The sequence below is a fragment of the Microbacterium maritypicum MF109 genome (genome assembly GCF_000455825.1).
GTDB classification, from domain to species: Bacteria; Actinomycetota; Actinomycetes; order Actinomycetales; family Microbacteriaceae; genus Microbacterium; species Microbacterium maritypicum_A.
In genome coordinates this window covers 23,463-42,967 of the sequence record NZ_ATAO01000157.1, presented here as the reverse complement: position 1 = coordinate 42,967, position 19,505 = coordinate 23,463, and the positions used below count along the sequence as shown (strand labels likewise).

The following is a 19,505-nucleotide window of genomic DNA, read 5'->3' as shown; positions in this document are numbered from 1 at the left end:
CCATCCTGCCCCATACCCCTTTGCTCGCGCTGGGAGGCGCGGCGCAACTCTTCATTCCCACCCCGGCATGGATCCGGGAGTAATCTGCTCTGATGACCTCTGAGCAGTCCGTCGAGCCCGAATCCTCGTCAGAAGAGGGATCCTCGTCAGAGGAGACTGCGAAGCCTCGCCACGCCGGGTTCGCCTACACGCTCGGCCGCAGCCTCATCACGCCACTCGCCCGTCTGGTGTACCGCCCTCGGATCGAGGGGCGCGACAACGTGCCGCTGACCGGTCCCGTCATCTTCGCGAGCAACCATCTGTCATTCATCGACTCGATCGCGATCCCGGTCGCGGCCCCTCGTCCCGTCCACTTCCTCGCGAAGTCGACGTACTTCGAAGGCACCGGATTCAAAGGCTGGATGAGCAAGACCTTCTTCGAATCGATCGGCGCGATCCCGGTGCGACGCGGTGCCGGACAAGCCGCGCTGGACGCGCTCGACCTGCAACGCCAGCTCCTCGATGAAGGTCTCGCCGTCGCCCTGTATCCGGAGGGGACCCGCTCGACCGACGGCCGCCTCTACAAAGGCCGCACGGGCGTCGCGTTCCTCGCTCTGCAGACGGGCGCCCCTGTGGTGCCGGTCGGCCTCATCGGCACGGACAAGGTGATGCCGGTGGGAGCGAAGATCCCCACCCTCAAGGAGCGCATCACCGTGCGTTTCGGCGAGCCGCTCGACCTCTCGCCGCACGGGCCCGCGACCAGTGGACGGGCACGTCGTCTCGCCACCGATCAGATCATGGCGGCGATCCACGGTCTCTCCGGCCAGGAGCTCGCCGGCGCGTACAACGAGGCACCGGCGCAAGGTGCCATCGAGAAGATCAAGCAGGCCCTCCCGCACGAGCGTCGCTGAGGCCTGTGAGCCCCACTCAGGCGAGGGCTGTGACCGTCGCCTGGTGGCGTACGGGGAAGTTCATCGAGTTCGCGATGAAGCACCACTCGTTCGCCTGGGCGTGGGCGCGCTCTGCTGCGTCGATCATCGAGGCCTCGGCGACGACGACCTCGGGCCGCAGCATCACCTCGACGAACGATCCGCCCCCCGCACCGTCCTCGCGCATCGTCCCGCTGGCCTGGTCGCGATAGGACACCACGACGACGCCCGCGGTCACACACGCGTGCAGGTATGACAGCAGGTGGCACTCGGAGAGGGAGGCGAGCAGCAGGTCCTCCGGATTCCATCGTGAGGGATCGCCGCGGAACGGCTTGTCTGCCGAGGCGAGGAGATCGGGCTTCCCCTCGACCTCGATCGTCACGTCTCGCCGGTAGTCCCGGTATCCGGTCGTCCCGGTGCCGGTGTTGCCGGTCCACGTCGAGGTGAGCGCGTAGCGGTGTTCGCCGAGCGTGCGCGTGGTCGTCTCTGCCATCTGCTCAGTCTGTCAGGCTCCTCCGACACGACGCGAGACGCCGCACGCCCCGGGCTAGAGTTGACGGGTGCAGGAGACTCTCACCGTTCAGGATTCCGTGGAACTCGCCGTCGTCGAGCGGAGCGGATTCGTCGAATCCCGCCACGCCGGCGCGGCCGTCGTGCTCTCCCCCGACGGGGACATCGTCGGTCGCCATGGAAATGCCGATGCGCTGATCCTGCCGCGATCCAGCCTCAAGCCTCTCCAGGCGATCGCCTGCATCACCGCAGGTGCCGTCCTCGAAGGCGAGCAGCTCGCGCTCTCCACGGCCAGTCACGTCGGCACCGACCGTCACGCTTCAGTGGTACGCGACATCCTGACCGAGGGCGGGCTGACGGAAGACGACCTCCGCTGCCCGGCCACGTGGCCGAGCGACTCGGCGTCGCGAGACGAGCTCGTCCGCGAGCACGGCGAGCCGACCCGGGTGCGCATGAACTGCTCCGGCAAGCACGCCGCGATGCTCCGCGCATGCGTGGCGACGGGCTGGCCGACCGACGGATACCTCGACCCGACCCATCCACTGCAACAGCACATCCGCGACGTCATCGAGCGCCTCACTGGCGAGAAGATCGCCCACACCGCTATCGACGGGTGCGGTGCGCCGGTCCATGCGATGACGCTGACCGGCCTGGCACGCGCGATCCACCGCATCGGCACCGCCTCCGACCGCTCGCCCTTCGCCCTCCACCGCGTGGCCGGTTCCCTGGTCCGCGCCGTGCGGGAGAACCCCTGGACGATCGAGGGTCCGGGCCGCCCCGACACGATCGCGACCGAGAGGCTCGGCGTGTTCACCAAGTACGGCGCCGAGGGCGTGATGGTGATGGTCGCCCCCAACGGCACGACCGTGGCGCTGAAGATGCTCGACGGCGCCACTCGAGCCTCGACGATCGTTGCCGCGACCCTGCTCGCTCGGGCGGGCGGGCTGAGCGATGCCGACGTGGCCTCGCTCGCGGACGCACTTCCGCTCGCCGTGCTCGGCGGTGGGGAGAACGTCGGCTCCATCCGACCCGGCGCAGGAGTCTGACGCCCGCGGCGGCGTTCCTCGTCGCCGAGCGTCGATTCGCGGCGCCTTCTCCTCACGACAACGTCTCCGCACGGCAACGCTTCTCACGGCAACGCTTCTCAGGGCAACGCTTCTCAGGGCATCGCTTCTCAGGGCAACGCTTCACCGAGGCGACAGCTCGGCGAGGTGGACACGTTTCGGCGCACCGGAGCCGGTGACCGACCAGGCCCGGCCTGCGTGCGGGTGTGCATACGGAGGAAGCTCCCGCGCGCCGATCAGTTGCCGGAGCTCGCCGGGATGTTCACATCGGATGAGCACCTCGCCTGCCGATCTGATGCGCTGCCACAGCGACCAGTTCCGCTGCCAGGTCTCCGCGTCGGCGACCACGATGCAGCGTGTTCCCGGCGAAGTCGACTCAGATCCTGCCGCCACCACCTCGCATGCGGGGTGCGCGTCGTGAAGAGCGGCGATGACCGTATCGGTGCCGGCACTGACGACAGCGGTGATCGCAGACGACGGCGTCCACCGTGGTGTCTGCGCTGCCTGCGGCAGCCATCGGCCCTCGTCGACCCACGCCAACTGCACCTCGCGATCTCCGATCACGGCGCGCCCGGGTACGCGGTCGCGCACGAACCCCGATGCCTCTCCGCCGGCCGCCAGATGCTCGAGTCTCGTCGGCATCCGCAACAGCGCCCGACGGGGCACCAGATCGAGTACACGTCCCAACGCCCCGCTCGCCCTGGTGGCCGTCAGAACGAAGGTGGTGTCCGGACTCGCCCGAAGCACGCGCTCCCAGCGGTGGACGAGCTGCTGCGCGTACTCGGCCGGCAGGGAAGCCAGCATCGCATCCACGTCGTCGATCAGGACGACCGAGGGCGGACGCTTCCCGCCCTCGACCCATGCGGCGAGCACGTCCCAGGCACCCTCGGGATCGTCGGGCATCCAGAATGCGTCATCGCATTGCGCCGCGACCGCTCTCAGCACCGAGGTCTTACCGAATCCGGGGGCGCCCAGCACCACCAGCCCCCGTTCCTCTCCGCGCCGGAGCATCTCCAGCGGCTGCGCCTGGCGATCAGGGTCATCGGCGCGACCGAGGATGATCGCATCGGGGAGGATTTCGGCCTCCGTGACGAGTTCGGCGATCGGCAGGATGGCCGGAAGCGGGGGAAGCCACGGGCTGGATGACTCGCCCGCTGCCGCCCACCGCAGACCGACACCACGAATATCGGAAGCCTCAGTCAGGGCGATGCGCATCGCGACGGGTTCCTGGTCGGATGGTCGACGCAGCAAGCCGAGACCGCGGGAACCGACGTCTCCCGTGAGCGCGGAGGCAGCATCGGTACCGATCACGAGCCGACTGTCGGCGGCGTCGCCGACGCGCAGGCTGATGCGAAGGGGGCAGTTCGCAGCCAGGGCGTCTCTGATCACCCCGGCAGCACGCTGTGTCCCGAGAATCAGGTGCATCCCGAGGGCGCGGCCACGGGCAGCGATATCGATGAAGACCGCACCGAGCTCGGGGTGCTCGGTCAGAAGCGCCGCGAACTCGTCGACGACGATGATCAGCCGGGGCATCGACACACCGCTGACGTCGCGCGCCCCGACGGCGGCCAGCACCCTCTCTCGACGTCGCAGCTCGGCGGTCAGGCTGGAGACGCCTCGTCTTGCACCCTGATCGTCGAGATCAGTGATGACGGCGGCCACCTGAGGCAGTGCGCTCAGGGGTTCGAAAGCCGTTCCGCCTTTGAAATCGGCGAGCACGAACGTCACCTCGTCCGGGCCGTGCGCCGTGGCGATCGCAGTGACCCAGCTGACCAGCAGCTCGCTCTTGCCGGTCCCCGTCATCCCCGTCACGATCGCGTGCGGTCCGTCTCCCACGATGTCGACCGTGATGTTCGCGCGTTCGCCTCGGCCGATGGTCGCGACGAGCCCGCCTCCGGCCGAGGTCTGCTCGAGCTCGGAGAGCAGCACCGCGTCGGGGATCGCATCCGTCTCGTCGTCCCGACGCGCCAGCTCCGCGGAGACGGTCTCCGCTTGGGCACGCGACAGGCACTCGACAGCGACTGGCTGGCTACCTGTCGGAGTGCGCAGCGTCGCCCGCCGAGGTTCGACGATGTCGATGACCGTCGTGATTCCCGCCGGGACATCCTCCCCCACCGCGGTCAACACGATCAGGGCGTCCGCGTCCCCCCGGACGCCCGCCGCAGGACCGAGCCCGATCCGGAAAGCACCACGCCGCGCACTCCGGGCGTGGGGCAGGCTCGCCAGGCCGTGGTCAGCGAGATCAGTGTCTTCCGGATCGATGCCGATCAGCGACAGCTGGCCGGTGCCGAACCGCAGACACAGCTGCACGACAAGAGCGCGCGCTGCCGCCTCGGCCACAGGCCGCGCACCTCGAAGACAGATCCCCCCACCGATCGGCGCGGAGACCGGCGCGTCCGCGATGACACGGCATCGTTCACGGAAGTCCCGCCCGCGCGCGTCATCCGCGCCGGTGCAGCGGACCGCATTCGTCGTGTTGCCGGCACCGATGACGATCGGAGTCGTCGCGTCGACTCCCTGAGCGCCGCGCAGGGGCGCCTGTGCGATGCAGGTCGCGGCGTCGGGCCACCGCTGCCACAGGGCTTCGAGCTCGTCCTGCTGACGCTGGACCAGATCCGCTTCCGCCGCAACCCACTCGGCTTCGAGCTGCTGCTCGGTTCGTCGGCGTTCACGGCGCCGCGTACGTGTCGCGTCGAGCAGTGAGGCGCCGATCATCAACGGCCCCAATGCCGCGAAGCAGAGCGCGAGGAGGGAGCCGGTGACCAACCACATCACCACTCCCGTGGCCACCGGCACGAGGGCGGCCATGAAAGGCAGTGGAGCGCGAGGCGACGCTGCCGGAGCCGCGGGAAGCACGATCGGAGGGGATTCCATGGAATCCAGTGGACCGCATCACGGCCCGTGAAACAGGGCTGTGCACAGCGCTGGAGCGTTACTCCGCGGTGTTCTCGATTGGGGAGGACGAGTCGTCCTCTGCCGCCACCTGGACGATGATGAGGGTCACGTTGTCGCGACCGCCGTTCTCCAACGCCGCCGCAAGCATCGCGTCCACCGCGGCACCCGGATCGTCGTGCTCCCGGAGGAAATGCTGGATCCCGTAGTCGGTCAGTTCCTTGGTGAGGCCGTCCGAGCAGATGACGAATCGGTCACCGGGACGCACGTCGATGGAGACGTAATCGGGAGCTGTGAGCTCACTCGCCCCCACGGCACGCGTGATCACGTTGCTGTAGGGGTGCCCTTCAGCTTCCTCCGGGCTGAGCTTGCCCGCTGTGATCAGTTCCTGCACGACCGAGTGATCGGTGGTGATCTGGACCAGTCGATCGTCGCGAAGGAGATACACGCGGGAGTCGCCGATGTTCAGTGCGGTCCAGTGCGGCTCGTCCCCATCGGTCTCGAAGTACACCCCCGTGAGCGTGGTCCCCGTGCCCTCGTCGGTGGTCTCGGGATGCTCCGCGATGTCTCCGACAGCCAGTTCGAGCGCGTTCTCGATCGACGGTCCGTCGACCTTGCCCGAGGAGACGACGGCCTGCAACCGGGCCACCGTGCTCTGACTCGCGATTTCGCCGCCGGCATGACCGCCCATTCCGTCAGCGACGATGAACAGCGGATAGTCGGCGAGGAACGCGTCCTGATTCGTCTCCCGGCGTCGGCCTTGATCGGTGATCCCGGACCACGACAGCAGCAGCGGGCGCTGCGCAACCGTGACGCGGTGCGTCTTCGTCTCAGCCACGTGCTGCCTCCGATGGGCCTGCGGCGGGTCGGACGGTCGCAGGATACTCACAACACATCGTAGTAGAAGTCACGCGCACCTCGATCACACCCTGGCACCCGGATCGGCCGGCAGCGGGAACAGATCATCGATGATGGCGAGTTCGGCCGCGTCGGGGCGCCAGGCCTCCCCCGCGTCTGCGTTCGCCTCGACCTGCTGCACCGAGGTCGCGCCCGCTATCACGCTGGAGACCGCCGCATGCGAGAGCAACCAGCCGAACGACGCCTGGACCATCGTGATGCCGCGCTCATCGCAGAAATCGCGGAATGCATCCAGGGCGTCCCACGGTGCGCTCTCCCACACGTGGCGCCGTGTCGACATGATCCGGCTCTGCTGCGGCCCGCCGTCGCGAGTGAACTTCCCCGTGAGCAGGCCGTTGTGCAGGGGGAAGTACGGGAAGAAGCCGAGTTCGTAGCGTTCCACCGCCGGCAGCACTTCCCGCTCCGCCGCCCGAGCCAGCAGGGAGTAGTGGTTCTGAGCCGAGATGAACCTGCCACTCGATCGCGCCCTCGTCGTGAACTCCGCTTCGGCGATCTGCCACCCGGCGAAGTTCGAGTGCCCGTAGTAGCGGATCTTGCCCTCGCGCACGAGTTCATCGAGGGCATCCGTGGTCTCCGCGATCGGCGTCTCGGGATCGGGGAGATGCAGCTGATAGAGATCGATCCAGTCCGTGCGCAACCGGCGCAGCGATTCCTCGACGGCCCGACGCACGTAGCGACGAGAACCCCGGGCAGCGGGGAACGCGTAACCCATGTCGCGCTCGTGTCCGAACTTCGTCGCCAGCACCACACGGTCGCGGCGTCCCTCGAGGGCTTCGCCCATCAGCAGCTCGCTCGCCCCCGCTGCTGCTCCGTACATGTCGGCGGTGTCGAGGAAGGTGATGCCGTTGGCAAGAGCCGCATCCAGCACCTCGCGCGTGCCGGCGAGACTCTCCGTCTTCGTCCCCGCGCGCCCGAAGTTGTTGCAGCCGAGGCCGGTGGCGGACACGAGAAGACCGGAGGCACCCACACGGCGCTGGGACGAGACCATGCCCCCACGTTAGCGGCCGCTGCGGATAGACGACCACTCGGAACAGCACAGAGCCCCCGACCGAGGTCGGGGGCTCTGTGTCAGAAGGTCACACCGTCAGACCATCACGCCGGAGGCTGTGTGGGATCGGTCGGCGGTGACGCCGGGGTTGCGGGAGGAGCCGGCGGAGCAGCGGGCGGAGCCGTCGGCGGTGCGGGCGGAGCCGTGGGCGGTGCCGCAGGGGGCGCCGGCGGCGTGGTCGGCGGCACCGGCGGAACCGGGGCACCGGTCGCCGGAGCTGCAGGGCCTGCGGGAGGTGCGTAGCCGGGCTGCGCGGGCGGTGCGTACCCCGGCTGCGCGGGAGGCGCGTATCCCTGCGGTCCGGGCTGCGCGTAGCCCTGCGGAGCACCGTAACCGGGCTGCGGCGCCGCGGCCGACGTCTGAGCGGGGATGCCCTCCCACGCGGTGCGGTCGCCGAGCAGACCGTTGGCAGCCCAGGAAGCGGGCTGGATGCTCGGGTTCCAGCGCGACTTGTCGAACGCGTTGATGCCGAGCCACACCGGAGGCAGGAAGAAGTAGAGGACGACCCAGACGGCGTCCTTCTGCAGCTTCAGCCCGACGCGCCAGGCGGCGATCAGGTCGACCACGCGACCCGCGATGCCGACGAGCGGGAGGATCAGGAACCACCCGAGGAACGGGATGATCGCGCCGAGGATACCGGCACCCATCAGGTAGAGGACGAGCCAAGGGCTCAGATCGCCGAGCTTGTAGAAGATCATCGTGCTGTAGACGGGCACCCACGCACGCCACTTCCCCTGCACTCCCGCCTTCTCGAAGATCTTCATGTAGAACCACGAGTAGAGTGCGTAGATGGCGAGTGGCAGGATCGTGTAGACCAGGGTCAGCGCGAGGATCGCTCCGCCTGACAGGCCGTCATAGCCGTAGTAGTCGTTCATGGTTCCCTCCAGAAAGTCATGATGCGGCATCATGCGCTGAACACACTAGCGCTTCCCGGGGTACGCGCGCATGTCTCTTACGCCGTCGGGCGCGTTCGACTCGTGGTCGCGCGTGGACGCACGGCGCACCCGGCCGATCCCCTGCTCACTCGTCGACGACGAGCTCCAGCACGCCCGGCTGTGCGCCATCGCGGAGAATGATCCCTCGCTTCTCCGCCCAGAGCCGAAGACCGCGAAGGGAACCGACCCGTGGTCGATCCTCGGCAATCGCCCGGACGAGTGCACCCTTCGATTTCTTGTTGAAGTGATTGAGGGCCCTCCCGTGCTCCGTCACGACCCGCACGTAAGCGGAGGAGACGGAGTCCGGCACGGGCCCCAGCGCGACGTACGCCTCACTCCGCAGGTCGAGCACGAACGACGGATCCGCCTCCGCGATCGCTGCAGAGGTGGCCTCCGCCCAATGCCGCCGAAGCGCGGGAAGCCCGGGGACGGAGGTGCCGGCGGCCAGCCGATACGTCGGGACCGCGTCGAGCGCGCCCACCGGTCCCAGCGGAGCGCTGTGGATCCAGACATGGGCACCCAGCCATCGACGGGACGCGACGGAGAGCGATCGGGCATCGAGCGCATCGAACAGCACTCCCGTGTACCGGTCGATCGCGGGCATCGTGGGAGCGGAGCGAAGCGCCCTGTTGTGCGCGATATCGCCGCTCTGCCGAGCACTCAGCTTGAGCACCCGACGGGCAGCCTCTTCGTCGGCAGCGAGGTCGATCAGCGCCTCGACGACAGCGGCGCGCCGCTCGTTCAGAGACGGGAGTGCCAGCGACGCGAGATCGAGCGGGGACCCCTCACCGCCCTCATGCTTGGTCTCCGACGGAGGGAGCAGGATCTTCATGGAACCTCGGTGGATACAGACGCGTCCGCCTCGGAACCCGTGCGGGTGCCGAGGCGGACGCGTGAAACAGGAACTGCTAGGCGATGAGAGCCGCGTTGCCGGCAACGATCGTCAGGGTGTCGCCCTCCATCGAGAGGAACCCGTCCTGCGCGTTGGCCAGCACCTTGGTGCCATCCGACTGGGTGATGCGAACCTGGCCCTCGGCGAGGATGGCCAGCACCGGCTCGTGGCCGGTCATGAAGCCGATCTCACCCTCGACGGTCTTGGCGACCACGAGGCTCGCCTCTCCCGTCCAGACCTCCGCATCAGCGGAGACGAGGCTGACATGCAGCGCCATGGTCAGCCGTTCTCCTTCTGGATCTTCGCCCACTGCTCTTCGACGTCGGAGATGCCACCGACGTTGAAGAAGGCCTGCTCGGCCACGTGGTCGAAGTCACCGCGGGTGATCGCGTCGAACGACTCGATGGTCTCCTTCAGCGGGACGGTCGAACCCTCGACGCCCGTGAACTTCTTGGCCATGTAGGTGTTCTGCGAGAGGAACTGCTGGATGCGACGTGCACGCGACACGACGATCTTGTCTTCCTCGGAGAGCTCATCGACACCCAGGATGGCGATGATCTCCTGCAGCTCCTTGTTCTTCTGGAGGATCTGCTTGACGGTCGTCGCGACGCGGTAGTGGTCCTCGCCCAAGTAGCGGGGGTCCATGATGCGCGACGTCGAGGTCAGCGGGTCGATGGCCGGGTACAGACCCTTCGAGGCGATCTCACGAGAGAGCTCGGTCGTCGCGTCGAGGTGGGCGAACGTCGTCGCCGGAGCCGGGTCGGTGTAGTCATCGGCGGGCACGTAGATCGCCTGCAGCGAGGTGATCGAGTGACCACGCGTCGAGGTGATGCGCTCCTGGAGCACACCCATCTCGTCGGCGAGGTTCGGCTGGTAACCCACGGCGGAGGGCATGCGGCCCAGCAGCGTGGAGACCTCGGAACCGGCCTGCGTGAAGCGGAAGATGTTGTCGATGAAGAGCAGAACGTCCTGCTTCTGCACGTCACGGAAGTACTCCGCCATCGTCAGAGCCGACAGGGCGACGCGAAGACGCGTTCCCGGCGGCTCGTCCATCTGGCCGAACACCAGGGCGGTCTTGTCGAAGACGCCCGCCTCTTCCATCTCGTGGATGAGGTCGTTGCCCTCACGGGTGCGCTCACCGACACCGGCGAACACAGACACACCACCGTGGTCCTGCGCGACGCGCTGGATCATCTCCTGGATGAGGACGGTCTTACCGACACCGGCTCCACCGAACAGACCGATCTTTCCACCCAGCACGTACGGGGTGAGGAGGTCGATCGACTTGATGCCGGTCTCGAACATCTGAGTCTTGGACTCGAGCTGGTCGAAGTTCGGGGCCTTGCGGTGGATCGGCCAGCGCTCGGTGACCTCGATGGTCTCGCCGGGCTCGAGGTTCAGCACCTCGCCGATGACGTTGAACACCTTGCCCTTGGTCACGTCGCCGACGGGGACCGAGATGGCCTCACCGGTGTCGCGGACTTCCTGGCCGCGGACGATGCCGTCGGTCGGGTTCAGCGCGATGGCGCGGACGAGGTCGTCGCCGAGGTGCTGAGCGACCTCGAGCGTGATCTCGGTGGACTCTTCGCCCATCGCGATCGTGGTCTTCAGCGCGTTGTAGATGTCGGGGATCGAGTCATGAGGGAACTCGATGTCGACAACCGGACCGTTGACGCGTGCGACGCGCCCGACGACCGCGGTCGCCGGCTGGTCAGCCGGAGCGGTGAGGGTCATTTTCGTCTCTTTCCTGATGGTCTATTTGCTCGAGAGGGCGTCGGCGCCGCCGACGATCTCGGCGATCTGCTGCGTGATCTCCGCCTGGCGCGCGTTGTTGCGCAGACGGGTGTAGTCGGTGATGAGCTTGTCGGCGTTGTCGCTGGCCGACTTCATCGCCTTCTGCGTCGCCGCCTGCTTTGCGGCAGACGACTGCAGGAGAGCGTTGAAGACTCGGCTCTGGATGTACACCGGCAGGATCGCGTCGAGAACAGTCTCGGCGTCCGGCTCGAACTCGTACAGCGGGTAAACGGTGTTACCGGCCTCCGACTCATCGGCTTCCGTGATCTCCAGCGGGAGCAGACGCACGGATTCGGGCGACTGCGTCATCATGCTGACGAAACGGTTGTACACGAGGTGGATCTCGTCGACGCCGCCGTCCTGTCCCCCGCGGGAGAAGGACTCGAGCAGCGTCGCGGAGATCTCCTCCGCGGTGTGGAACGACGGGGTGTCGGTGTCGCCCGTCCACTCCGCAGCGGCAGCCAGGCGTCGGAACTGGAAGTATCCGACGGCCTTGCGACCGATGAGGTAGAAGACCGGCTCCTTGCCCTGCTCCCGCAGGAGCTCCGCAACCTCGAGACCCTCACGGAGGATCTGCGAGTTGAAGGCTCCGGCGAGACCGCGGTCCGAGGAGAAGATCACGACCGCGGAGCGGGTGATGTTCTCGGACTCACGGGTCAGCGGGTGATCCACGTTCGAGTGCGTCGCGACGGCCGACACGGCCCTCGTCACGGCACGCGCGAAGGGAGTGGACGCCTTGACGCGTGCCATCGCCTTCTGGATGCGCGAAGCCGCGATGAGTTCCATCGCCTTCGTGATCTTCTTGGTCGTCTGAGCAGAAGAGATCTTCTGCTTGTAGACCCTGAGTTGAGCGCCCATATGTCAGTACCTCACGCGGTTACGCGCGACGACCCTTGACGATCTTCTCCTGGTTGACGTCTTCCGCCTCGGCCGCAGCGTGCTCTTCGTGACCCGGGGCGCCGATGGCGTGTCCCTTGCCACCCTGGAACTCCAGGATGAAGGCATCCGTCTGCTTGTCGAGCTCGGCGACCGTGGCGTCGTCGAGGACGTTGGTGTCGCGGAGGGTCTCGAGGACCTGGGTGTTGCGACGCAGGTAGTCCAGGAGCTCGCGCTCGAAGCGCAGCACGTCGGAGACCTCGATCGTGTCGAGCTTGCCGTTGGTACCGGCCCAGATCGAGACGACCTGCTCCTCGACGGGGTACGGCGAGTACTGCGGCTGCTTGAGCAGCTCGGTCAGACGCGCACCACGGGAGAGCTGACGACGCGAAGCCGCGTCGAGGTCGGATGCGAACATCGCGAACGCCTCGAGGGAGCGGTACTGCGCGAGCTCCAGCTTCAACGTTCCGGAGACCTTCTTGATCGACTTGACCTGAGCGTCACCACCGACTCGCGAGACCGAGATACCCACGTCGACCGCAGGACGCTGGTTGGCGTTGAAGAGGTCGGACTGGAGGAAGATCTGGCCGTCGGTGATCGAGATCACGTTGGTCGGGATGTAGGCCGAGACGTCGTTCGCCTTGGTCTCGATGATCGGGAGACCCGTCATGGAACCGGCGCCGAGCTCGTCGGACAGCTTCGCGCAACGCTCGAGCAGACGCGAGTGCAGGTAGAAGACGTCACCCGGGTAGGCCTCACGGCCCGGCGGGCGGCGCAGGAGGAGGGAGACGGCACGGTAGGCCTCAGCCTGCTTCGACAGGTCATCGAAGATGATGAGGACGTGCTTGCCGCCGTACATCCAGTGCTGACCGATGGCGGAACCCGTGTAGGGAGCCAGGTACTTGAAGCCGGCGGGGTCGGACGCCGGAGCCGCCACGATCGTGGTGTACTCCAGAGCGCCGGCCTCTTCGAGCGCGCCCTTCACCGAAGCGATGGTCGAGCCCTTCTGGCCGATGGCGACGTAGATGCAGCGGACCTGCTTGTTGACGTCGCCCGACTCCCAGTTGGCCTTCTGGTTGATGATCGTGTCGATCGCGATGGCCGTCTTGCCGGTCTGGCGGTCGCCGATGATCAGCTGACGCTGGCCACGGCCCACGGGGATCATCGCGTCGATGGCCTTGATGCCGGTCTGCATCGGCTCGTGCACCGACTTGCGCTGCATGACGCCGGGAGCCTGGAGCTCGAGGGCGCGGACGCTCTCGGTCTCGATGGCACCGAGTCCGTCGATCGGGTTGCCGAGCGGGTCGACCACGCGGCCGAGGTAGCCGTCGCCGACCGGGACCGAGAGGACCTCGCCGGTGCGGGTGACTTCCTGACCGGCCTCGACGCCGGTGAACTCGCCGAGGACGACGACACCGATCTCGTGCTCGTTCAGGCTCTGTGCGAGACCCTTGGTGCCGTCGGCGAAGATGACGAGCTCGTTCGCCATGACGCCGGGCAGTCCCTCGACGTGCGCGATGCCGTCTGCGGCGTCGATGACGGTGCCGACCTCGGTCGCCCCGGCCCCGGAGGGCTCGTATGCTGCGGCGAAGTCCTTCAGCGCGTCACGGATGACGTCGGGGCTGATCGATAGTTCTGCCATTGTCTTCCCTTTGTATCTGGGTGCGCGGTTCCCCGCGCGAAGTCGTGTTAGCCCGCGAGCTTCTGGCGAAGGTCGGCGAGTCGTGCGGAGATGCTGCCGTCGATGACGTCATCGGCGATCTGCACGCGCAGGCCTCCGACGACGGCAGGGTCGATGACGACGTTGAGCGATACCTGGCCGTCGTAGCGACGCGAGAGCGAGTCGCTGAGACGGGCGCGCTGCGCGTCGCTGAGAGGGGCCGCGGTGTGCACCGTGGCGACCACTCGACCACGCTGGCTCGAGACGACGCTCATCGCCCGGTTCAGCAGCCGTCGGACCCGTCGCCCGCGCGGCTCGCGCACGAGCGACGTGATGATCAGCGTCGTCGCGGCGCTGGTGGAGCCTTCGGCCAGGAGGCGCTCGACGAGTGCACTCTTGGCGTCTTCTCCACCGACGCGGCTGCCCAGAGCGAGTTCGAGCTCGGGGTTCGCCGCGATCACCCGGGAGAATCCGAAGAGCTCCCCCTCGATGTCCGTGCCGGGCTCCGCGATCGCTGCGGCGCGGATCGCGAGCTCCTCGATACCGTCGACGAGCTCACCCGCGTGGGACCAGCGCTCGGCGACGGCGGTCTTCAAGACGCCCTGGGCGCCTGCGGAGAACCCGCCGAACACCGCGGCGACGACGTTCTGTCGTGCCGCGGCGGGTGCGGAAGGATCAGCAAGCGCGCCGCTCAGCTGGGACGACTCGCTCACGGCATGCGCGGCAGCGAACAGCTCCCGCGCGGTGTCGAGAGTGACGTCCTTCGCTGCGGCAAGCGTCTTGATGGATGCCGCGAGTGCCTGAGTGGTCGCGCTGCCCATTACTGAGCCGCCTTCTCGGATGCCTCGAGCTCGGCGAGGAAGCGATCGACGACAGCCGTCGCACGTGCGTCGTCGGAGAGCGTCTCGCCGACCACGCCACCGGCGAGGTCGAGAGCGAGCGATCCGACCTCGCTGCGCAGCGAGACGAGAGCGGTCTGACGCTCTGCTTCGATCTGCGTGTGCGCGGTGGCGGTGATGCGTGCGGCCTCGGCGGTCGCGGCGTCCTTCGCCTCGGCGACGATCTTCTTGCCGTCCTCGCGGGCGGCCTCGCGGATCTCGCCGGCCTCGGTACGCGCCTCGGCGAGCTGACGCGTGTACTCCTCGAGTGCCGCCTCCGCCTGCTTCTGCGCCTCGTCGGCCTTGGCGATGTTGCCCTCGATGGCGGCGGACCGCTCGTCGAGCATCTTCGTCAGCTTGGGAAGGGCGACCTTCCACACGACGATGAGGATGATGAGGAACCAGAGGCCCGACCAGATGATGTCGTACCACGCCGGGATGAGCGGGTTGTTGACCGCGCCCTCCTCTGCTGCGAGGTTCGTGACAAGAGCGTTCAGCATCCTGTCTCCTTCAGAAGTCGGTTCGGATTACGGGAAGGGGATGAATCCGACGGCGATGCCGACGAATGCAAGCGCCTCGGTGAAGGCGATACCGATCCACATGAGGACCTGGAGACGGCCGGCCAGCTCGGGCTGACGAGCGACGCCCTCGATGGTCTTGCCCACGACGATGCCCACACCGATGGCCGGGCCGATGGCTGCGAGGCCGTAGCCGATCACCGCGAGGTTGCCGTTGATGTCAGCGAGAACCGTAGTTGCGTCCACGGGGTTTTTCCTTTCGTTGGGTGGGAGGGCTGTTGCCCGCCCGCTCAGTGCTCTTCTGCGACCGCGAGCTGGATGTAGACCGCGGTGAGGACGGTGAAGACGTATGCCTGGAGGACGGCGACCAGAATCTCGAAGAGAGTGAAGGCGCCGCCGAAGGCGAGGGTTCCGATACCGAGAGCGGCCCAGCCGCCACCCGCGGTGAAGAAGAAGAACTGGGTCGCTGCAAAGCAGAGGACCAGAATCATGTGACCGACGACCAGGTTCATCAGCAGTCGCAGGGTGAGGGTCACCGGGCGGATGATGAAGGTCGAGATCAGCTCGATGGGCGTGACGATGAAGTACACGGGCCACGGCACACCGGAGGGGAAGAGCGAGTTCTTGAAGAAGTTCTTGGGGCTCTTCTTGATGCCGGCGTAGATGAAGGTGACGTAGCTGACCACCGCGAGCGTGAGCGGCACCGCGATGATCGCCGTACCCGGCATGTTCAGGAACGGGATGATGCCGGTGATGTTCATGAACAGAGTCATGAAGAAAATGGTCATCAGGATCGGGAGGAACCGGTCACCGTCCTTGCGACCGAGCAGGTCGTGGGCGATGCCGCCACGGACGAAGCCGAGGCCCATCTCGACGACGCTCTGGAAACGTCCGGGGACGACCTTCATGCGTCGGGTGCCGAGCCAGAGGATGAGGACCACGGCGATCACCGAGAGCAACTGGATCAGGTGGATCCGGTTCACCGGGATGGGTCCTACGTGGAAGAGGATCTCCGGAAAGAACTCATCGATCGAAGGGCCGTGGAACTCGCCGTCGGTGGCAAGTCGGGGGGTCAGGGTCGCAGCGATATTAAACAGCGCGGGCTCCAGCTTCGGGGCACCGGTCAGAACCGGGGCGACGATGGTCGGTGTGCTTCACAGCGCAAGCGCTCGCGGGCGAGCGGCGGGCACGTGTCAACACTATCAGAATCTGAGGGTCCCCTAAGACCGCTGGCCACCCTCGACCGGCCCGCCGTCGATGTGATTGGCCGCGCCGGGGGCACGATCCTCGGGCACCTCGGTCGGCAGCGTGGTGTCGCTGACGTTCGGGAGCCGCATCTGGGTGAGCACGACGACGTCGATGACGAGCGACATGAGCACACCGGCGACGATCGAGAGGAAGAAGACCATCGGCTGCAGCCACGGCTGACCGGCGAGGAGGATCATCACGACAACGAAGAGGCCGAGCTTCAGCAGCCAGCCGCCCAGGACGATCGCGAAGAACAGCTGCACGTACAGCGGATCCCCGAACCAGCGGTTGGCGATCAGGATGCTGAGTCCGGTGATCCCGAGGAAGACGGCAGCCAGGACGACACCGAGCAGGCCACTGACGAGCCCCTCCCCCTGGGCGACGAGATAACCGACTCCGCCCGCCACGATCGCGAGCACCGCGGTGGCGATCGCCGACCAGATCAGGGTCCGGCGCAGGATCGGCGTGCTGGAAACGGGGCTCGGGCTCATCAGGACTCCACGGGTGTCGGTTCGGGTTCGGCGCCCGCTGCGCTCTTCCTGCGGCGGGTGGGACTCAGCGTGACGACGAGGCAGGCGGCGATGCCCACGATGCCGAAGCCGACGCCCGGCAGATACTGGCCGGGCCAGTCCTCCCGGGCACCGACGTACATCAGGAGGACGGCGAGCGAGACGACGGCCGTCCAGGCATAGAAGATGAGCACGGCGTCGCGGTCGCGGTGACCGAGATCGAGCATGCGGTGATGCAGGTGCTTCCGGTCGGGCGAGAACGGCGAGCGACCGGCGCTCATCCGGCGGAGCACGGCGAGCCCGAAGTCGAGCAGCGGGAGCAGCACGACCAGCAGTGGCAGCAGGATGGGCAGGAACGCGCCGACCAGCTGGGAACGCCCGAGACGCTCGGGGTCGAGGGCGGACGGGTCCATCTGCCCGGTGATCGCGATCGCCGATGTGGCCATCAGCAGGCCGATCACCAGCGCCCCGGAATCGCCCATGAAGATCTTCGCCGGACTCCAGTTCAACGGCAGGAAGCCGAGGCAGGCGCCGATGAGCACCGCCGCGATGAAGGTCGAGAGGTTGAAGTAGCTGGACGCGCCCGAGTCGCGCGTGAAGATGTAGGAATAGGCGAAGAACACACCGTTCGAGATCAGGCACACGCCCGCGACGAGCCCGTCGAGCCCGTCGATGAAGTTCACCGCGTTCATCACGATGACGATCGCGAACATCGTGATGGTGATGCTCAGCCAGCTCGATACCACGATGAGGTCACCGAACGGCAACGAGAGGATCTGCAGGCCGCCGCCGACGGTGATGACGCCCGCCGCCAGGAACTGCGCGCCCAGCTTGATCATCCAGTCGATGTCCCACAGGTCGTCGACGACCCCGATGATCGCGATCAGCAGCGAGGCGCCGAGGATCGACCACATGGTCTGCGGGGGGATCCAGATGCTCTGGAAGAAGGGATTGATCGCGGAGAACCCGAACGCCGCGGCGATGGCGAGGAAGATCGCGACGCCGCCCAGACGGGGCTTGGGCGTGGTGTGCACGTCACGGTCGCGGATGGCGGGGTACAGCTTGAACCGGAGGCTCAGCTTCCACACCGCCCAGGTCAGTACGAACGTGATCGCGGCGGTGAGGATGATCGTGAAGAGATACTGCTTCACGAATCCCCGTCCTGGTCCGGTGCATGCTGGTGGTGATGCTCGTGCTCGGCATCGTCCTCGGGCTCGAGGAGATCTCCGAGCACCTCCTGCAGCTGCTCCCGTGTCACGGCGCCGTCGCGGAGGATGCGCACGCCTCCCGTCTCGGAGTCCGCACCGCGGCGGACCAACGAGGTCGCATCGACGATGGTCGACGCGATGCCGTTCTTGCTCAGTCCGTCCGCCAGGTAGACCGCGACGCTGTCACCCAGCATCTTCTCGGCGTCGTACGCGGAGATGGCGGCGGCCTCCCCCGTGAGGTTCGCGCTGGAGACGGCCAGTGGACCGGTCTCCGCGAGCAGTTCGAGTGCGACCCGCCCCTCCGGCATGCGGACGGCGACGGTGCCGAGCGTCTCACCGAGGTCCCAGACCAGCGACGGCTGCGCGGGCAGCACGATCGTGAGCCCACCGGGCCAGAACGCCTCGACCAGCCGCTCCACCGGTTCGGGAACCGATTCGGCGAGGGCGGCGAGTGTCTCCTTCGTGCCGATCAGCACGGGCGGCGGCTGGTCGCGGCCCCGCCCCTTCGCGTCGAGGAGCCGCTGGACAGCGGCCGGCGAGAAGGCATCGGCGCCGACGCCGTACACCGTGTCTGTGGGGATGACGATGAGGTCGCCACGGCCGATCGCCTGGCGCGCATGACGCATTCCGGCGAGGAGCTGCGACTCGTCGCTGCAGTCGAAGATGGTTGACATGACGGTTCGATTCTATGCGGCGCGGCCGGTGAGCATGCTCCGAGGTTGCTGATCAGGGTCGGAGTGCGGTGGTGGTGCGATCGCGCAGTGTCAGGTCGCGATGTGTCGCCGCCGCGCGCCAGCCGTCGAGGGTGAGGATCTCCCTGATCGATTCGCCCTGCAGTTCGCCGTGCTCGATGACCAGCAGGCCCCCGGGACGAAGCAATCGCAGCGCCCGCGAGCTGAGCACGCGCACGATGTCGAGCCCGTCCTCTCCCCCGTACAACGCCATCGCCGGATCGAAGAGTCGCACCTCCGGATCGCGCGGGATCGCGGCGTCGGGCACGTACGGCGGATTCGAGATGACCACGGACGCCGTGCCCTCGAGTTCCGGGAACGCCTCGCCCAGGTCGGACAGGACGAGTGTCAGGTTGTCGATCCCTGCGACGTTTCGACGCGCCCAGGCGTGGGCATCCGCGGAGAGCTCGGCCGCGAAGATGCGGGCGTGCGGCACCTCGGTGGCCATCGCGACGGCGATCGCGCCACTCCCGGTTCCGAGATCGATCCCGATCGGGGCGGGCTCGGCCGAGTTCAGCAGGGCGTCGATGGCGTACTGGACGACGGTCTCGGTCTCCGGACGCGGCACGAAGACGCCGGGACCGACGGCGAGCTCGAGGTGGCGGAACGGCGCGGTACCGGTGATGTGCTGCAGCGGCTCACGGGCAGCCCGACGCGTGATGAGAACGTCGAGAGCCGCTGCCGTCTCGTCGTCGACGTCGTCTCCGCGAACGATCGCCGCCTGCACCTCGCCGCGCCGACGGCCGAGCAGGTGACCGGCGAGGAGCTCGGCGTCGACCAGCGGGTCAGGGACCCCGACGTCGGCGAGACGCTGGGCAGCCGTGCGGACCACGGCGGCGAGGGAGGTGTCGGACATGTCTTCCAGCGTAGAGCGCGCGCTGACGTCACAAAGCCTCGCCCATAGGGACGCTCCCCT

General features: G+C 67.3%; 20 protein-coding genes. 2 read left to right on the top strand and 18 right to left on the bottom strand.

Translation table 11 applies throughout. The annotated features are described in order from the left end of the window. Positions 1 to 92: 92 nt before the first annotated feature. Positions 93 to 890 (top strand): lysophospholipid acyltransferase family protein, encoded by a 798-nt coding sequence (locus L687_RS29425; RefSeq protein ID WP_021199383.1) that lies wholly within the window; start codon positions 93 to 95, stop codon positions 888 to 890. Between the two features lie 16 nt (positions 891 to 906). Here L687_RS29425 and L687_RS29420 read toward each other — a convergent pair whose 3' ends face one another. Next, positions 907 to 1,401, bottom strand: coding sequence for an OsmC family protein (locus L687_RS29420; protein ID WP_021199382.1), 495 nt, complete (start codon positions 1,399 to 1,401; stop codon positions 907 to 909). Positions 1,402 to 1,468: 67 nt separating this feature from the next. Between L687_RS29420 and L687_RS29415 the strand changes: the two genes are divergently transcribed. Beyond that, positions 1,469 to 2,464, top strand: coding sequence for an asparaginase (locus tag L687_RS29415; protein WP_031207106.1), 996 nt, complete (start codon positions 1,469 to 1,471; stop codon positions 2,462 to 2,464). Positions 2,465 to 2,605: 141 nt separating this feature from the next. Here L687_RS29415 and L687_RS29410 read toward each other — a convergent pair whose 3' ends face one another. The 17 genes from L687_RS29410 to prmC form a co-directional block, all read right to left on the bottom strand. Then, entirely contained in the window at positions 2,606 to 5,290 is a 2,685-nt protein-coding gene (locus L687_RS29410) for an FtsK/SpoIIIE domain-containing protein (RefSeq protein WP_167540697.1), read from the bottom strand. A gap of 124 nt (positions 5,291 to 5,414) precedes the next feature. After that, positions 5,415 to 6,212 (bottom strand): PP2C family protein-serine/threonine phosphatase, encoded by a 798-nt coding sequence (locus L687_RS29405; protein WP_021199379.1) that lies wholly within the window; start codon positions 6,210 to 6,212, stop codon positions 5,415 to 5,417. A gap of 84 nt (positions 6,213 to 6,296) precedes the next feature. After that, the gene (locus tag L687_RS29400) at positions 6,297 to 7,280 is read right to left on the bottom strand and encodes an aldo/keto reductase (RefSeq protein ID WP_021199378.1); all 984 of its coding nucleotides are present in this window, start codon (positions 7,278 to 7,280) and stop codon (positions 6,297 to 6,299) included. A 104-nt stretch (positions 7,281 to 7,384) separates the two neighbouring features. Continuing rightward, the gene (locus L687_RS43000) at positions 7,385 to 8,215 is read right to left on the bottom strand and encodes a DUF5684 domain-containing protein (protein WP_052514688.1); all 831 of its coding nucleotides are present in this window, start codon (positions 8,213 to 8,215) and stop codon (positions 7,385 to 7,387) included. A gap of 145 nt (positions 8,216 to 8,360) precedes the next feature. Next, entirely contained in the window at positions 8,361 to 9,107 is a 747-nt protein-coding gene (locus tag L687_RS29390) for a YaaA family protein (protein ID WP_021199377.1), read from the bottom strand. Positions 9,108 to 9,183: 76 nt separating this feature from the next. Beyond that, complete coding sequence (locus tag L687_RS29385) at positions 9,184 to 9,444, bottom strand: F0F1 ATP synthase subunit epsilon (RefSeq protein WP_017830988.1); 261 nt, start codon at positions 9,442 to 9,444, stop codon at positions 9,184 to 9,186. 2 nt (positions 9,445 to 9,446) lie between these two features. Next, the gene (gene atpD / locus L687_RS29380) at positions 9,447 to 10,901 is read right to left on the bottom strand and encodes a F0F1 ATP synthase subunit beta (protein ID WP_017830989.1); all 1,455 of its coding nucleotides are present in this window, start codon (positions 10,899 to 10,901) and stop codon (positions 9,447 to 9,449) included. Between the two features lie 21 nt (positions 10,902 to 10,922). Further along, complete coding sequence (locus L687_RS29375) at positions 10,923 to 11,819, bottom strand: F0F1 ATP synthase subunit gamma (protein ID WP_017830990.1); 897 nt, start codon at positions 11,817 to 11,819, stop codon at positions 10,923 to 10,925. Between the two features lie 19 nt (positions 11,820 to 11,838). Then, entirely contained in the window at positions 11,839 to 13,479 is a 1,641-nt protein-coding gene (atpA, locus tag L687_RS29370; protein WP_021199376.1) for a F0F1 ATP synthase subunit alpha, read from the bottom strand. 47 nt (positions 13,480 to 13,526) lie between these two features. Further along, positions 13,527 to 14,318 (bottom strand): F0F1 ATP synthase subunit delta, encoded by a 792-nt coding sequence (locus L687_RS29365; protein WP_021199375.1) that lies wholly within the window; start codon positions 14,316 to 14,318, stop codon positions 13,527 to 13,529. Beyond that, complete coding sequence (locus L687_RS29360) at positions 14,318 to 14,875, bottom strand: F0F1 ATP synthase subunit B (protein WP_021199374.1); 558 nt, start codon at positions 14,873 to 14,875, stop codon at positions 14,318 to 14,320. The genes L687_RS29365 and L687_RS29360 overlap by 1 nt, the downstream gene beginning before the upstream one ends. Before the next feature lie 27 nt (positions 14,876 to 14,902). Continuing rightward, positions 14,903 to 15,139 carry an ATP synthase F0 subunit C gene (gene atpE, locus L687_RS29355; protein WP_021199373.1) on the bottom strand — a complete coding sequence of 79 codons (237 nt, stop codon included), beginning with the start codon at positions 15,137 to 15,139 and terminating at the stop codon, positions 14,903 to 14,905. 44 nt (positions 15,140 to 15,183) lie between these two features. Further along, complete coding sequence (gene atpB, locus L687_RS29350) at positions 15,184 to 15,981, bottom strand: F0F1 ATP synthase subunit A (RefSeq protein WP_036271459.1); 798 nt, start codon at positions 15,979 to 15,981, stop codon at positions 15,184 to 15,186. Positions 15,982 to 16,113: 132 nt separating this feature from the next. Continuing rightward, a complete protein-coding gene (locus L687_RS29345; protein ID WP_021199371.1) occupies positions 16,114 to 16,632 on the bottom strand; it encodes a hypothetical protein in 519 nt (172 codons plus the stop codon). Next, positions 16,632 to 17,801, bottom strand: a complete 1,170-nt coding sequence (locus tag L687_RS29340) for an MraY family glycosyltransferase (protein ID WP_021199370.1) — start codon at positions 17,799 to 17,801, stop codon at positions 16,632 to 16,634. The genes L687_RS29345 and L687_RS29340 overlap by 1 nt, the downstream gene beginning before the upstream one ends. Then, positions 17,798 to 18,532: an L-threonylcarbamoyladenylate synthase gene (locus L687_RS29335; RefSeq protein ID WP_021199369.1), complete on the bottom strand. Its 735-nt coding sequence runs from the start codon at positions 18,530 to 18,532 to the stop codon at positions 17,798 to 17,800. Before L687_RS29335 ends, L687_RS29340 begins: the two co-directional genes overlap by 4 nt. Before the next feature lie 52 nt (positions 18,533 to 18,584). After that, complete coding sequence (gene prmC / locus L687_RS29330; RefSeq protein WP_021199368.1) at positions 18,585 to 19,445, bottom strand: peptide chain release factor N(5)-glutamine methyltransferase; 861 nt, start codon at positions 19,443 to 19,445, stop codon at positions 18,585 to 18,587. Between the last annotated feature and the right edge of the window lie 60 nt (positions 19,446 to 19,505).